Origin of the sequence: Bhargavaea massiliensis (assembly GCF_050480245.1) — a bacterium.
GTDB lineage: Bacteria > Bacillota > Bacilli > Bacillales > Anoxybacillaceae > Anoxybacillus.
In genome coordinates, this window is sequence record NZ_JBCNEQ010000004.1 from 83,280 (window position 1) to 97,790 (window position 14,511).

Sequence of the window (14,511 nt, forward strand, 5' to 3'; positions counted from 1 at the left end):
CTTTTTCGCTCAATTGTTGAAAGTGACGGAACAGCTAAGCTGTTCCGCTTACGTTTCTTACTCCGATACGACAAACGTCTTTTTGAACGCTTCAATTGCTTTATTGAAGTCTTCTTCGTTTGGAAGATCGCCTGTTGTACGAATGTGTTCCATTAGTTTTTGACCGTTTTCGTCTTTGTCTAACCATGCATGGAACTCTTTTTCAAAGCGGCGAATGTCTTCTACTGGAATGTCATCTAAAAAGCCGCGTGTTAATGCGTAAATAATCGCTACTTGTTTTTCAACTGGTAGCGGCTCATGTAAACCTTGTTTTAACACTTCAACTGTGCGCGCACCGCGGGCAAGTTTTGCTTGTGTCGCTTTATCAAGGTCTGAACCGAACTGTGCGAACGCCTCTAACTCACGATATGCCGCTAAGTCAAGACGGAGCGTACCTGATACTTTTTTCATCGCTTTAATTTGTGCCGCTCCACCGACGCGCGATACAGAAAGACCGGCGTTAATCGCTGGACGTACACCTGAGAAGAACAAATCAGACTGCAAGAAAATTTGTCCGTCTGTAATGGAAATGACGTTTGTTGGAATGTATGCTGAAATGTCGCCCGCTTGTGTTTCAACGAACGGCAACGCTGTTAATGAACCTGCACCTTTGGCATCGCTTAATTTAGCTGCGCGCTCAAGCAAGCGAGAATGCAAGTAGAATACGTCACCCGGATACGCTTCACGGCCTGGCGGACGGCGTAATAATAACGAAAGCTCACGATACGCTGCCGCTTGTTTTGATAAGTCATCGTATACAACAAGAACGTGTTGTCCTTTGTACATGAAGTATTCGCCCATCGTTACGCCCGCATATGGTGCTAAGAATAAAAGCGGAGCTGGCTGTGATGCAGATGCTGTAACGACGATTGTGTAGTCTAATGCACCGTATTTACGCAACGTTTCAACGACGTTACGAACCGTTGATTCTTTTTGTCCGATCGCCACATAAATACAAATCATGTCTTTGCCTTTTTGGTTGATGATTGTATCTACCGCAATGGACGTTTTTCCTGTTTGGCGGTCCCCGATAATTAACTCACGTTGACCACGACCGATTGGCACAAGCGCGTCAATCGCTTTAATTCCCGTTTGTAATGGCTCATGGACAGATTTACGATCCATGACGCCAGGCGCTGGACTTTCAACCGGACGAGTTTCAGTCGTTTCAATTGGACCAAGCCCGTCTACCGGTTGTCCTAGTGGGTTCACGACACGACCGATTAACGCTTCACCGACTGGCACTTCCATAATGCGACCTGTACGACGTACTTCATCGCCTTCTTTAATGCCTGTGTACGGTCCTAAAATAACGATACCGACGTTGTTTTCTTCTAAGTTTAGCGCCAATCCCATGACGCCGTTGGCAAACTCAACAAGCTCCCCTGACATGACGTTGTCGAGGCCATGAGCACGAGCGATCCCGTCACCGACTTGAATGACTGTGCCGACATCGCTCACTTCGATTTCAGACTGATAGTTTTCGATTTGCTTTTTTATCAGCGCGCTAATTTCTTCCGCTTTGATGCTCATGCATTTCACCCCTATCTATAAATGTTAGCGAGTTAACTGTCGCTGTAATCTTGCTAATTTTCCGCTGACGCTTCCGTCGAAAATACGGTTGCCAATGCGCACTTTTACGCCACCGATCACATCTTTATCGATGATGTTTGTGATGCGAAGCGTGTCGACGCCGACTTTTTTCGCAAACACTTCTGCTAGCGCATTCGTTTCATCTTCTGTTAACGGACGAGCGGAATAGACGATCGCCTCAGCTACACCGCGCGCTTCATTTGCTAGTGCAATAAACGCATCTGCCAAATCGCTGACGATGTCGATGCGATGGCGATCTAAAAGCAACATTAATGTATGTTTTAATACCGTCGAAATGTTCGCAAACGCTTCTTCAATGAGCGCTTTCTTTTTTGCTAGCGCAATTTTTGGATGATTGAGCACAGAAAGAAGCGCTTCATGTTGTGCAAACACTTGTTTGACGACGCGAAGTTCTTGTTCGAGCTGATCAAGAAGCTGCTGTTCTTTCGCAATTTCAAAAAGTGCCGACGCATATCGTTTCGCTACGACTTGTTTGTTCATCGGCTTTCTCCTACCTCTTGAATGTACTCGCTAATCAGCTTCGCTTGATCTTGTTCGCTCAATTCTTTTTCAATTACTTTTGATGCAATAAGTACGGATAAGGAAGCAACTTGTTGACGCAATGCCGCCATCGCTTGCTCTTTTTCTTGTGCGATTTCTTTTTTCGCTGCTTCTTTTAAGCGCTCTGCTTCAGCACGCGCTGCTTGAATGATTTGTTCTTTTTGCTCTTCACCAAGCTTGCGTGCTTCCTCGATAAGTGCTTGCGCTTCTTGGCGCGATTTTTTCATTAGTTCACGTTGCTCTTCTGCAAGCTTTTTCGCTTCTTGATGATGTTTTTCCGCCTGCTCGATCTCGTTCGCAATATGCTCTTCGCGTTGTTTCATGATGCCCATTAACGGACCGAACGCATATTTGCGAAGCAAGAACATGAGCAATAGGAACATAATTAATTGGAATGCGATATCACCGCCGTTGAACCCATGTCCACCAGCGCCTAGTACAAACATGTTTACCACCGCGCGTTTCACTCCCTTCAAAAATCGCCCGAATTATCGATCGGAACGTGTGCGTACGAACATAAAGGAATGGCGAAGGTTCTCATGGAATGATCTTCGCCATTGTTGAACGAGTTTCGTTTCCGTATGCAGTTACAGCTCGTGTCGAACGAGCGCTCAGTTCTAGCGACCTTGAACCATGAACGCGATAACAACCGCGATGATCGGAATCGCCTCAACTAACGCTACCCCGATGAACATTGTTGTTTGTAACATACCGCGCGCCTCTGGTTGACGTGCAATTCCTTCTACTGTACGAGATACGATTAAACCGTTACCAATACCAGCACCAAGTGCCGCTAAACCAATTGCAATTGCAGCTGCTAATACACCCATTTGAAAAGTCCTCCTTCAATTTTTTTATGTTGAAATGAATGTGTATGAAAATTAATGGTCATGACTCACTTTGTGTGCCATATAAACCATTGTTAACATTGTGAAAATGAACGCTTGGATGGCGCCGACGAAAATACTGAAGCCTTGCCATGCGAGCGTTGGAATAATCGCCGCAATCGTTCCGCCGACTCCTGTCGCCAAGCTTCCCGCTAAGAGCGCCAACAAAATTTCACCCGCGAAAATGTTTCCGTATAAACGAAGACCAAGCGTTAATGTGTTCGCAAACTCTTCAATGATTTTTAGCGGGAACAAAATTGGCATCGGGCTAACGAACCCTTTCGCATATTCTTTAAAGCCGTTAAGCTTAATGCCGTAATAGTGCGATAACGCCACAACCATCGTTGCCAACGTTAACGTCACAACCGGATCAGCGGTTGGTGATTTCCACCATAGCTTATTGTCAATGACGACCGAAAACGGAAGACCGAGCATGTTCGCTACAAAAATGTACATAATGAGCGTCATGCCAAGCATATGAAAGCGTCCGCCCGTTTTCCAATCCATGTTGCTTTTAATAATTCCTTTGACAAAATCCATGACCCACTCAAGGAAGTTTTGCATTCCCGTTGGCTTCATCGCTAAGTTGCGTGTTGCTAATACGGCAATGACAAACACAATGACGGATGTAACCGTAATCATTAATACGTTGGCTAAGTTAAATGTTAAGCCAAACAACGTGTATAAAGGAGCTTCGTGATGCATCTGTACTCACCTCTCTTCCCCTTTTGTTTTTTGGAAAAAGAAATCTATTATAATGACAATATAAGATGTCATTAATCCCAATACGATCCACCCAATAGAAAACTGCTCTGGCCAGCGAAAAGCAATAAAAACAGCGAGCGCAGCCGCAGCCATGCGCGACATCATGCCGAGCGAGCGTGCTTTTTGTCCAGACGCAACCGCTTGTCCAAAACGCTCGACCTTTCGCACCATCGTCCAGCCGTTATATAAGCTGATGACCGTTCCGAGAAACAAACTTGAAAACGCTTGCGAATAGGGGGTGAATGCCCACCCAAGCACATAAACCGCCAGCAAATATAGTATGTATGATTTGTGACGTCGCCAATGTTGCTGTAGCTCGTTCATTTTTCCTCTCCTGAAAAAAATGAGCGAATGAGGCGAATCATCGCATAAACACCTGCCGCTAATCCAAGAAGTAAACCGACAATTAAAAAAAGCGGTTCGGTGCCAAAACGATCGTCAACAAAACGCCCTCCAAAAATCCCAACTAACACCGATCCGACAAGTTGGGAAGATATCGCCGTCATCAAACCGATCGCTCGAAACGGATGGCGCTCATGTTGCCGCATAAGAAAGCCTCACTTTTCATTTTCAGAATTTACTGTATTTTAAAAAAGGTTATCCTTATCCCTTTGTAAGCATACAATAGCGAAAACTCGATGTCAATGTGTTCGGTCACAAAAGTAAGGAAAATTTTTGACAAAGAAAAAGGGATGTGCTCCTACATCCCTTTTTCATGTTGAAACGGTGTCGGTGGCACATCGCTTTGCTTAAAATAGTAACGAATCGCTTCGGCAATTCGCTTTGATGCCCACCCATCACCGTACGGGTTTGACGCTTTCGCCATTTGCTCGTATGCTCTTTCGTCTGTTAATAATTCACTTGCTAGCGCATAAATCGTTTGTTCATCCGTTCCAGCTAGCTTGAGCGTCCCTGCTTCAATGCCTTCTGGGCGCTCCGTCGTGTCGCGTAGCACAAGGACAGGCACACCGAGTGAAGGCGCTTCTTCTTGAACGCCGCCTGAGTCCGTTAAAATGATGTGCGCGCGCGCCGCAAAGTTGTGGAAGTCGATCACATCTAACGGCTCGATTAAATGAATACGTTCATCGTTTCCTAATATGTCGTTCGCTAACTCGCGCACGACAGGATTTAAATGAACAGGATACACAACTTGCACATCATCATAATCTTCTACAAGCCTTTTTACCGCACGGAACATATTTCGCATCGGTTCACCAAGGTTTTCACGACGATGCGCTGTTAATAAAATCATGCGGCTTCCTGCTACCCTTTCTAAAATCGGATGCGTATATGCTTGGCGCACCGTTGTTTTTAACGCATCAATCGCTGTGTTGCCCGTAATAAAAATAGCGTGTTCCGGCTTGTTTTCGGCACGTAAATTTTCTGCCGCTTTCGCCGTCGGTGCAAAATGCAAATCAGCTAATACCCCTGTCAATTGCCGATTCATTTCTTCTGGAAACGGCGAGTATTTATTCCACGTTCTTAACCCCGCTTCCACGTGCCCGACGGCAATTTGGTTGTAAAATGCCGCTAGACTCGCGACAAATGTCGTTGTCGTGTCGCCGTGGACAAGCACGATGTCTGGCTTTACTTTTTTCATGACGTCGTCTAAACCAGCAAGCGCTCTTGTCGTAATATCGACAAGCGTTTGACGTTCTTTCATAATGTTTAAATCGTAATGCGGTTGAATACCGAAAATATCAAGCACTTGATCAAGCATTTGGCGATGCTGCGCTGTGACAGTCACAATCGACTCAATGTCTTCATATTTTTGCAACTCTAAAACGAGCGGAGCCATTTTAATCGCTTCCGGTCTCGTACCGAAAATCGTCATCACTTTTCGTTTGTTCATCGTTCCCACCTTATTTCGTTCCGAATAGACGGTCTCCAGCATCGCCAAGACCTGGGACGATATAACCGTGATCGTTTAATTTTTCGTCTAATGCAGCGATATAAATGTCGACGTCTGGGTGCGCTTGTTGCACCGCTTCTACTCCTTCTGGCGCGGCGATTAAACACATAAACTTAATGTTTTTCGCGCCGCGTTTTTTCAGCGCATGAATCGCTTCCACAGCGGATCCACCTGTCGCAAGCATCGGATCAACGACAATAAAGTCGCGCTCTTCCACATCTGTCGGAAGCTTGACGTAATACTCCACCGGCTTTAACGTCTCCGGGTCGCGATATAAGCCGATATGTCCGACTTTCGCCGCTGGAATGAGCTTCAAAATGCCGTCAACCATTCCGATTCCTGCCCGCAAAATCGGGATGATGCCTAGTTTTTTGCCTGCGATCACTTTTGCTTTCGCTTTGCTGACAGGTGTTTCAATTTCGACTTCTTGAAGCGGCAAGTCGCGTGTAATTTCAAATGCCATGAGCGTCGCCACTTCCTCGACAAGCTCGCGGAACTCTTTTGTTCCTGTATGTTTGTCGCGAATGTATGTAAGCTTATGTTGAATTAACGGATGATCAAATACGTACACTTTACTCATGTCAGTCGCCCCTTTTTTTCATATGCATTCTTGTAAATTTTACATAAAAACAAACGAGGATTCAACTTACGATTTAAAGAAAAAGGTGCCCCGATGGACACCTTATACGTACAGTGGAAATTTTTCAGTTAACGCAGCTACACGACGACGCGCTTCATCTAATTTTTGTTCATCGTCTTTATGTTTGAGCGCAAGCGAAATGATGCGCGCAATTTCGTCCATTTCCTCAAGCCCAAAACCACGGCTCGTTACTGCCGCTGTGCCGATGCGAATGCCGCTTGTGACAAACGGGCTTTCTGGGTCGTATGGAATCGTGTTTTTATTGACTGTAATGCCGATTTCATCAAGCACTTTTTCAGCAACTTTTCCTGTTAATCCGATCGAACGTAAATCAATTAACAATAAATGGTTGTCTGTTCCACCAGAGACGAGCGTAAATCCTTCCGCCACGAGCGCTTCCGCCAGACGTTTCGCATTGTTCACAATGTTTTGTGCATACGTTTTGAAATCGTCTTGTAACGCCTCGCCGAGCGCGACAGCTTTCGCGGCAATGACATGCATCAACGGACCGCCTTGAATGCCTGGGAAAATCGCTTTATCAATTTGTTTCGCGAACTGCTCTTGGCATAAAATCATACCTCCGCGCGGACCGCGTAACGTTTTATGCGTTGTTGTCGTCACAAAGTGCGCATATGGAACAGGATTTGGATGCAAGCCTGCCGCGACAAGTCCAGCGATGTGGGCCATATCGACCATGAAATAGGCGCCTACTTCATCAGCAATTTCACGAAACTTTGCAAAGTCAATCGTGCGAGGATATGCGCTTGCCCCAGCAACGATCAATTTCGGTTTATGTTTTAATGCTTTCTCACGAACGTCATCGTAATTAATGCGGTGCGTTTCCGGATCGACGCCGTATTCAATGAAATTGTATTGGATACCGCTAAAGTTCACCGGGCTCCCGTGTGTTAAATGTCCCCCGTGCGATAAGTTCATGCCAAGTACAGTATCTCCGTACTGTAAAATTGTAAAATATACCGCCATGTTCGCTTGCGCGCCTGAATGCGGCTGAACATTTACATGTTCGGCACCGAACAATTGTTTTGCACGTTCGCGCGCGAGCTCTTCAACGACGTCCACATGTTCACAACCACCGTAATATCGACGTCCTGGATATCCTTCTGCATACTTGTTCGTTAATACGGACCCTTGCGCTTCCATAACGGCTTCACTCACAAAGTTTTCCGATGCAATTAATTCAATTTTTGTTTGTTGGCGTTTTAATTCATCTTGAATAGCTTGAAATACTTGCGCATCTTGCTGTGACAAGCGGCTCATTGACAATCCTCCCCTAAATTGTGAATATTCTTTTTTATCTTAACACATTTTTTAATGAAAAAGTGAACAAATTTAACCGATCGAACATGATTTGTTCGCCTTTTCTTGTGAATAGACGGCGCGCTCGCCTCCGATGAGTTTCGGTCTCGTTTTGGCAAATGCGAGCATCGCATGGCCAACTTGTTTTACCGACGTACGAACAGGAACAGCGACGTGCTTTAAATGCATGCCAATGAGTGTAGCACCAATATCAATGCCTGCATCGGCGCGAATATGTTCAACGACGACAGGGTCATCTAGCTGTGTATATGCATATGCTGCCATCGCTCCACCTGCGTTGCGAATCGGAATAACGGTCACGATTTCAAGCTGCTTTGTCACCGCTGTCTGTCGCTCGACAACTAGTGCGCGGTTTAAATGTTCGCAACATTGAAACGCAAGCTGCACCCCTGTTTCATCGCGCCATCGTTTTAATTCTTGAAACAACATCGCTGCTACATCCATCGTGCCTGCTGTTCCAATTTTTTCTCCAATGACTTCACTTGTGCTACATCCGATGACGACAACATCTTTTTCCGTTAGTGACACTTGGGCACGAAACTCCGCAAGCGCCTTTTGCCATTGACTCCGCCATTGTTCCATGTCCGTCACGACAATCCCACCTTTATCGTCCATTTTCGTAAGCGGAAATTTTTTGAATGCGTTTTTCGTGGCGACCCCCTTCAAATGGAGTCGTCAGCCATACTTTCGCAATTTCTCGCGCCAATCCTGGTCCGATGACGCGCTCACCCATCGCTAACATATTGCTGTCGTTATGCTCGCGTGTCGCCTTCGCGCTAAACACATCATGAACAAGGGCGCAGCGAACTCCTTTGACTTTGTTTGCTGCAATGCTCATGCCAATGCCTGTCCCACAAATTAAAATGCCGCGGTCAAACTCACCGCTCGCTACTTTCTCTGCGACCGGCAATGCGTAATCTGGATAATCGACCGATGTCCCGCACTCACAGCCAAAGTCTGTATATTCGATGCCCATTTCATCCATCAGTTTTTTAATTTCCTCGCGAATACGAATGCCGCCATGATCTGATGCAATAGCTACTTTCACGCTTCAACCCCTCCTCAATCATCATAAACAAAAAACCGTCTCTTTTCATTTTAACGGGTCGAGACGGTCTTTTCACTATTTAATAAATTTGTTTGTCCGGCAATATCTCCGACGAGGGAAATGATTTGACCGACTTCTTTCGCATGATCTTCTAAACGACGTACAACATCGAGCAACGATTCATTGCTTTTCGCTAATTGCTGAATCTTTTAACGCGGCCTGCTCAAGTTGGGAAAGCGGTTTCGTAATTGAGCGTGCCGCAAAATACGCTAATACACCAGACCAAAAAATGCCGAGCAATAGCGTGACGATAGTGAACGTATTTTTGCTGAACGGAAGCCATTGTTTGATATAATCGTACAGCACATAAATGTAAAAAGCACTCGTTGAATACGTAATAATCGCTAATACGGTTGCGAAAATGGCTAGCTTTTTTTGTAAGCTAAATGTGTATTTTCCCCCCATTACACATCCCCTTCGCTTATAGCTTTTCGTGCAGCTTTTCGATCGCTTGCTCGAGTTCATCGCGCGTTTGACGATACACGTCAACAGAGCCACCAAACGGATCGATGACATCTTTATCGTCACCCAAAAATTCGTTTAACGTAAACGTTTTTCCTTCTGCCTCTGGAAAGCGTGCTAATACATGTTGCTTATGACTTTCGGTCATCGTCAATACGTACGTCGCCCAGTCAATATGCTCCTTTGTTAGCAATGAGGCGCGATGATCGATATGAATCCCCTTTTCAGCGAGCACCGCTTTCGCATGTTGTGACGCATCGCTCCCATCAGACGCAAAAATGCCTGCCGATCTCACTTGCACATGCGGCAGCTGTTTATGCTTGAGTAGCGCTTCCGCCATCGGACTACGACACGTATTTCCTGTACATACAAACAAGACGTTTGTTTGATTCACGATTTACACCTCTCATCGTTTCCCACATGTTCACTATCATTATAAAGCAAATCGCATGACAAAATATAGTCACTATCAGTATAAAGCAAATCGCATGACAAAGCATAGATGGAATAAAAGAAAAACAAAGCATAGATGGAATAAAAGAAAAAAAGAACTTGAAACACCCAGCTCATAACGGAAACAAAAGTTTACACGCAAATAAAAGTAAAATCGTACCGCCTAACGCTTCGCTATATGTACCTAACCAACGTTGAAAACGGCGCCCAAGGAGCAACCCCATCCATGTTAACACCATGCTTGTCAATCCGAACGCGATAACCGCGAATACGATTTCTACTCCATAAATGCCTAAACTTAATCCGACAGAAAAACTGTCGAGGCTTACGCTAAATGAAAATAAAAACAAACCGATGCCGATCGGCCTCAGCCAATGTTCTTGTTCATGACGAAAGGAGGCGATGACCATTTGTATGCCGAGAATAAGCAGCAATCCCCCACCGATGTATGTCGCCATATGGCCGAGCCGGACAGATAACAATCGCCCAATCGCCATCCCGATTAAAGGCATGACAATATGGAAAAAACCGACCGTTAATCCAATATAGGCGATTTGCTTCAGACGAAGTCGAAGCATTCCCATGCCAAGACTGACTGAAAATGCATCCATCCCTAATGCAAATGCCATCATCGCTAATGTGATCATTTCTCCAATCATATGAATGCCTCCTTAGGACGTGCCCTCACGCTAACATATGCACACCCTAAGGAATTTAGACATCATTTTTCCATCATTTGTTCATACCCTGCGGCTTTTAATAATCGGTTCATAATCGCTACGCCGATCCCTTCATGTGGGAACGATTCGCTATAAATGATGTCCACATTCGTTTCATCAAACGTTCGCAATGCGTCATATAGCTGTTGAGCGACCGTGCGTAAATCGTGTCGTTGTCCACAAGAAATGACAACGTCTGCTTCATACGTATGACGTTTTTCTTCCGTCGTCAATATTCCCACCTTGAAACCATCGGCACGTTTTTCATTGACAAGTTGTTGCAAAAAGACGGAAGAACCATGGACAACAACTAACGGAGCTTTCGGTGCGTAATGCACATATTTCATTCCCGGGGATTTCGGCACCGCTTCTTTTTCCACAAGCGCGCGATCCATATCGACAACCCCGATCACTCGTTCAATATCTTCTTTCGTCACGCCCCCAGGTCTTAAAATGGTCGGAATGGCTGTCGTACAGTCAATGACCGTCGATTCAACCCCAACACCTGTCGGCCCTCCATCGACAACTGCTGCAATACGTCCATCTAAGTCATCAAGCACATGCTTTGCCGTCGTCGGACTCGGTCGTCCTGAACGATTCGCACTCGGTGCAGCAATCGGTAGCCCGCTTGCTTGAATAAGCGCAAGAGCAATCGGATGATTCGGCATGCGCACCGCCACCGTATTTAACCCCGCAGTCACGCGCGGGGAAACCGCTTCTTTTTTTGGAAGAACAAGCGTTAACGGACCGGGCCAAAAATGTTCCATCAATGTATATGCGACAGGAGGAATGTCGCAAGCAATATCATGCAATTGCTCTGTTGCTGCAATGTGGACAATGAGTGGATTATCACTCGGCCTTCCTTTCGCGACAAAGATGTTTTCCACAGCAGATGTGGACATGGCGTTCGCTCCAAGCCCGTACACTGTTTCTGTCGGAAACGCAACAAGCTCGCCTCGCTGTAAATACGAAGCAGCCTGTAAAATCTGTGGATAAGTCGTTAATTCATCCACATTTTTATCCACAAAAAACACATGTGTCTTCAACTTTTTCACCTCATAAATATTCCAAGTTGCTTATTTTTTATCGACCGCTCATAAGCATTTTACAACAAATTCTTCAATGAGTATAAAACATTCGCAAAAAACACACAACATTTGTTCACAAATTGTGGATAATTAACCCGTTTTTGTTGATAAATTTGTGGATATGTTTATTGCATAAGTTTTTCCCATACTTCTGCAACGAAAAATTTCACTTCGACTTGTTGCTCATCTTCAACAACGAGCGGCTGTTCCTCCATTTGTTCAACTTGTGTCTTTTGTTCGACTTGTTTTTCCGCAGGACGAACGGCTTCACCTGTTGAAAAATCGAGAAAACAAAGCGGCGGGAATAAAACGCACCACCAGTTTGCTCCTTCACCTTTGCCGAGCGTAATTAAGACCGCATCGTACTCACCTGCGGGATATACGTATGAACCGTATATTTTCGTCGGGAACGATACACGCCCAAACGTCACTTTGTACGACTGATCGCTCTTTTTTTCTTGAAGAACGCGGGCAACCGTTTGTTCAATTTCGGGCACATGTTGTGCAATGACTTGTTTTGCTTCTTCAAATGATGTTAAGTCGCTTACCCATGCCGTAATTTGCTCATTGACTGCATCGCGAACCGCGCGCTTTAACGCTTGGTCATCTGGCGAATCGCTATTCGCTAAAATGCGCAAACGTACCGCTTCATTTGGAATGACGACATCTCCTTGCGCTTCTGTTTGTTGACCGTATATTGTAATAATCGCACCGATCATAATCATTGTCATATATAAAATAATCACGTATTTGTTCATCGTTTACCTCCCCTTTCTTGTTATGCAGTATAACCAGAAAAGGAGGTTGATAAACTATGAAAATGAAAAAATATAAAAAGCTTCCGATGTTACTCGGAAGCGAGATCAGCGACGACGATGCGCTCTTTACCGTTGATATCAAAAAGGACATCGACATACGCGGAAGGAAATGTTTGGTGCAACATCGTTTTGACAGCTTGCCCTTGTCCGTGACCGATTTCAAATGCAATCAGCGCTTGTGGGGTAACTACATGTGGCAGCTGCTCCGTCAAGCGACGATAAAATAACAAGCCATCTTCGCCACCGACAAGCGCACGAAGCGGTTCTTTTTGCACGACAGGCGATAGCGTCGGAATGTCACGCGCTGGAATGTATGGCGGATTAGACACAACGACATCGACTTGTATGCCACAGTCGATAATCGGTTGCAATAAGTCCCCTTCGAACCAATGCACGCAAGCGCCAAGCTGAGCGGCATTTTTTTTCGCGACTTCAAGCGATGAAGCGGCAATATCAATGCCATACACATGCCACGCTGGTCGTTCTAACGACAATGTAATCGCAATCGCTCCGCTTCCTGTCCCGACATCAACGACGTGAAGCGGCTGTTTTCGTGCGCGCGCAAGCACATGGGAAACGAGCTCTTCTGTTTCTGGACGTGGAATTAATACATGCTCATTGACTATAAACGTTCGTCCATAAAACTGCTCACGTCCGATAATATATTGAATCGGAATATGTTCAAGCGCATGTTTTTTCACATCAGCCATAAATGCTTGCTTGCTCGTCTCATCCATTGGATCACGCAACGAAGCAAATAGTTGCGCGCGCGTCATTTGTAAATGGTGACGCAACAACCATTCCGCAGCCGTTTCTTCCTTCCCGTGTTCTCGGAAAAAAGAAGAAGCCCATTGAAGGACTTCATATATTTTACTGCTCATTGTTCGCTTGCTCCAATTTTTTCGATTGATCGTCTAAAATGAGCGCATCAATAATTTCATCTAACTTTCCTTCTAACACTTGATCAAGTTTTTGAATCGTCAAGCCGATGCGATGGTCTGTCACACGGTTTTGTGGGAAGTTGTACGTGCGAATGCGTTCAGAGCGATCGCCTGTGCCGACCGCCTGTTTGCGCGTTTGATCGTATTCTGCACGCGCTTCTTGTTGGTATTTATCGTAAATGCGTGCGCGCAATACTTTCATCGCTTTTTCTTTATTTTTAATTTGCGATTTTTCGTCTTGGCACGATACGACGATTCCTGTTGGAATGTGCGTTAAACGAACAGCCGACATCGTCGTATTGACGCTTTGTCCCCCCGGACCGCTCGATGCGAACGTATCAACACGAATGTCTTTTTCGTTAATTTCGATTTCAATTTCTTCCATCTCTGGCAAACATGCAACCGTTGCTGTGGATGTATGAATGCGTCCACCAGATTCTGTCTCAGGTACGCGCTGAACGCGATGAGCACCGTTTTCGAATTTCAGCTTCGAATATGCCCCTTTTCCTTGAATCATAAAAATAATTTCTTTATAGCCACCAAGCCCTGTAGGATGTGCTTCAATCACTTCTGTTTTCCATCCTTGCGACTCCGCATAGCGCGTATACATGCGATACAAATCGCCTGCAAAAAGCGCGGCTTCCTCGCCACCTGCCGCTCCGCGAATTTCCATAATGACGTTTTTGTCATCGTTTGGATCTTTCGGAAGCAACAATACTTTTAACTTTTCAACAAGCTGTTCTTCGCGCTCTTCTAGTTCGTTAATTTCTTCTTTCACCATTTCGCGCATGTCCGGATCGAGCTTTTCTTCCAACATCGCTTTCGCATCTGCTAACTGCTCACGCACCGATTTATATTCGCGATACGTTTGTACCGTTTCCGCTAAATCGGATTGCTCTTTTGAGTAATCACGCAACTTTTTCGGATCATTTAACACATCTGGATCCATTAATAGTTCATTTAATTTTTCATAACGGGCTTCTACCGCTTGTAAACGGTCAAACACAATATTCACCCCTATCCTTGTTCCATACACAGTCTAATTTGTAATTGTACTACATTTTAATGAAATAAGAAAGTCCATTTAAAATTGTTACAATTTTGTGAACGAAATATCATTTATTTGAGAAAAATGGACAAAAATTCGGCAATATATATTAGTTTATGCCTATTTTCATAGTTAATTA

Annotated in this window: 19 protein-coding genes and 1 pseudogene; all 20 read right to left on the minus strand. The window is 45.0% G+C overall.

What is annotated here, in order from left to right; all coding sequences use genetic code 11:
* Positions 1-57 precede the first annotated feature (57 nt).
* Positions 58-1,572 carry a F0F1 ATP synthase subunit alpha gene (gene atpA, locus ABEV15_RS01785; protein ID WP_429630152.1) on the minus strand — a complete coding sequence of 505 codons (1,515 nt, stop codon included), beginning with the start codon at positions 1,570-1,572 and terminating at the stop codon, positions 58-60.
* A gap of 24 nt (positions 1,573-1,596) precedes the next feature.
* Positions 1,597-2,133, minus strand: a complete 537-nt coding sequence (locus ABEV15_RS01790) for a F0F1 ATP synthase subunit delta (RefSeq protein ID WP_064220722.1) — start codon at positions 2,131-2,133, stop codon at positions 1,597-1,599.
* Positions 2,130-2,639, minus strand: a complete 510-nt coding sequence (gene atpF / locus ABEV15_RS01795; protein ID WP_064220734.1) for a F0F1 ATP synthase subunit B — start codon at positions 2,637-2,639, stop codon at positions 2,130-2,132. The genes ABEV15_RS01790 and atpF overlap by 4 nt, the downstream gene beginning before the upstream one ends.
* A gap of 171 nt (positions 2,640-2,810) precedes the next feature.
* Complete coding sequence (atpE, locus tag ABEV15_RS01800; RefSeq protein WP_003253662.1) at positions 2,811-3,023, minus strand: F0F1 ATP synthase subunit C; 213 nt, start codon at positions 3,021-3,023, stop codon at positions 2,811-2,813.
* A gap of 51 nt (positions 3,024-3,074) precedes the next feature.
* Positions 3,075-3,785: a F0F1 ATP synthase subunit A gene (gene atpB, locus ABEV15_RS01805; RefSeq protein WP_004893014.1), complete on the minus strand. Its 711-nt coding sequence runs from the start codon at positions 3,783-3,785 to the stop codon at positions 3,075-3,077.
* A gap of 6 nt (positions 3,786-3,791) precedes the next feature.
* Positions 3,792-4,169, minus strand: a complete 378-nt coding sequence (locus tag ABEV15_RS01810; protein ID WP_004893016.1) for an ATP synthase subunit I — start codon at positions 4,167-4,169, stop codon at positions 3,792-3,794.
* The gene (locus tag ABEV15_RS01815; protein ID WP_498852218.1) at positions 4,166-4,393 is read right to left on the minus strand and encodes an AtpZ/AtpI family protein; all 228 of its coding nucleotides are present in this window, start codon (positions 4,391-4,393) and stop codon (positions 4,166-4,168) included. The genes ABEV15_RS01810 and ABEV15_RS01815 overlap by 4 nt, the downstream gene beginning before the upstream one ends.
* A 152-nt stretch (positions 4,394-4,545) precedes the next feature.
* The gene (gene wecB, locus ABEV15_RS01820) at positions 4,546-5,697 is read right to left on the minus strand and encodes a non-hydrolyzing UDP-N-acetylglucosamine 2-epimerase (protein ID WP_498852219.1); all 1,152 of its coding nucleotides are present in this window, start codon (positions 5,695-5,697) and stop codon (positions 4,546-4,548) included.
* Positions 5,698-5,707: 10 nt separating this feature from the next.
* Complete coding sequence (gene upp / locus ABEV15_RS01825) at positions 5,708-6,337, minus strand: uracil phosphoribosyltransferase (protein ID WP_009360966.1); 630 nt, start codon at positions 6,335-6,337, stop codon at positions 5,708-5,710.
* A 102-nt stretch (positions 6,338-6,439) separates the two neighbouring features.
* The gene (glyA, locus tag ABEV15_RS01830; RefSeq protein WP_498852220.1) at positions 6,440-7,675 is read right to left on the minus strand and encodes a serine hydroxymethyltransferase; all 1,236 of its coding nucleotides are present in this window, start codon (positions 7,673-7,675) and stop codon (positions 6,440-6,442) included.
* 72 nt (positions 7,676-7,747) lie between these two features.
* Entirely contained in the window at positions 7,748-8,317 is a 570-nt protein-coding gene (locus ABEV15_RS01835; RefSeq protein ID WP_498852242.1) for a TIGR01440 family protein, read from the minus strand.
* Between the two features lie 22 nt (positions 8,318-8,339).
* A complete protein-coding gene (rpiB, locus tag ABEV15_RS01840; protein ID WP_498852221.1) occupies positions 8,340-8,783 on the minus strand; it encodes a ribose 5-phosphate isomerase B in 444 nt (147 codons plus the stop codon).
* A 50-nt stretch (positions 8,784-8,833) separates the two neighbouring features.
* Entirely contained in the window at positions 8,834-8,959 is a 126-nt protein-coding gene (locus ABEV15_RS01845) for a hypothetical protein (RefSeq protein WP_498852222.1), read from the minus strand.
* Between the two features lie 31 nt (positions 8,960-8,990).
* Positions 8,991-9,248 (minus strand): annotated as a pseudogene (locus ABEV15_RS01850) (methyl-accepting chemotaxis protein); the annotation flags it as partial.
* A 16-nt stretch (positions 9,249-9,264) separates the two neighbouring features.
* Positions 9,265-9,699 (minus strand): low molecular weight protein arginine phosphatase, encoded by a 435-nt coding sequence (locus ABEV15_RS01855; RefSeq protein WP_498852223.1) that lies wholly within the window; start codon positions 9,697-9,699, stop codon positions 9,265-9,267.
* Between the two features lie 172 nt (positions 9,700-9,871).
* Entirely contained in the window at positions 9,872-10,417 is a 546-nt protein-coding gene (locus tag ABEV15_RS01860; RefSeq protein WP_429630138.1) for a manganese efflux pump MntP, read from the minus strand.
* Between the two features lie 62 nt (positions 10,418-10,479).
* Positions 10,480-11,523 (minus strand): L-threonylcarbamoyladenylate synthase, encoded by a 1,044-nt coding sequence (locus tag ABEV15_RS01865; RefSeq protein ID WP_498852224.1) that lies wholly within the window; start codon positions 11,521-11,523, stop codon positions 10,480-10,482.
* Between the two features lie 167 nt (positions 11,524-11,690).
* Entirely contained in the window at positions 11,691-12,323 is a 633-nt protein-coding gene (gene spoIIR, locus ABEV15_RS01870; protein WP_429630134.1) for a stage II sporulation protein R, read from the minus strand.
* An 89-nt stretch (positions 12,324-12,412) separates the two neighbouring features.
* A complete protein-coding gene (gene prmC, locus ABEV15_RS01875) occupies positions 12,413-13,264 on the minus strand; it encodes a peptide chain release factor N(5)-glutamine methyltransferase (protein ID WP_498852225.1) in 852 nt (283 codons plus the stop codon).
* On the minus strand, positions 13,254-14,330 hold the full coding sequence (gene prfA, locus ABEV15_RS01880; RefSeq protein WP_429630130.1) for a peptide chain release factor 1: 1,077 nt from the start codon (positions 14,328-14,330) through the stop codon (positions 13,254-13,256). The genes prmC and prfA overlap by 11 nt, the downstream gene beginning before the upstream one ends.
* Between the last annotated feature and the right edge of the window lie 181 nt (positions 14,331-14,511).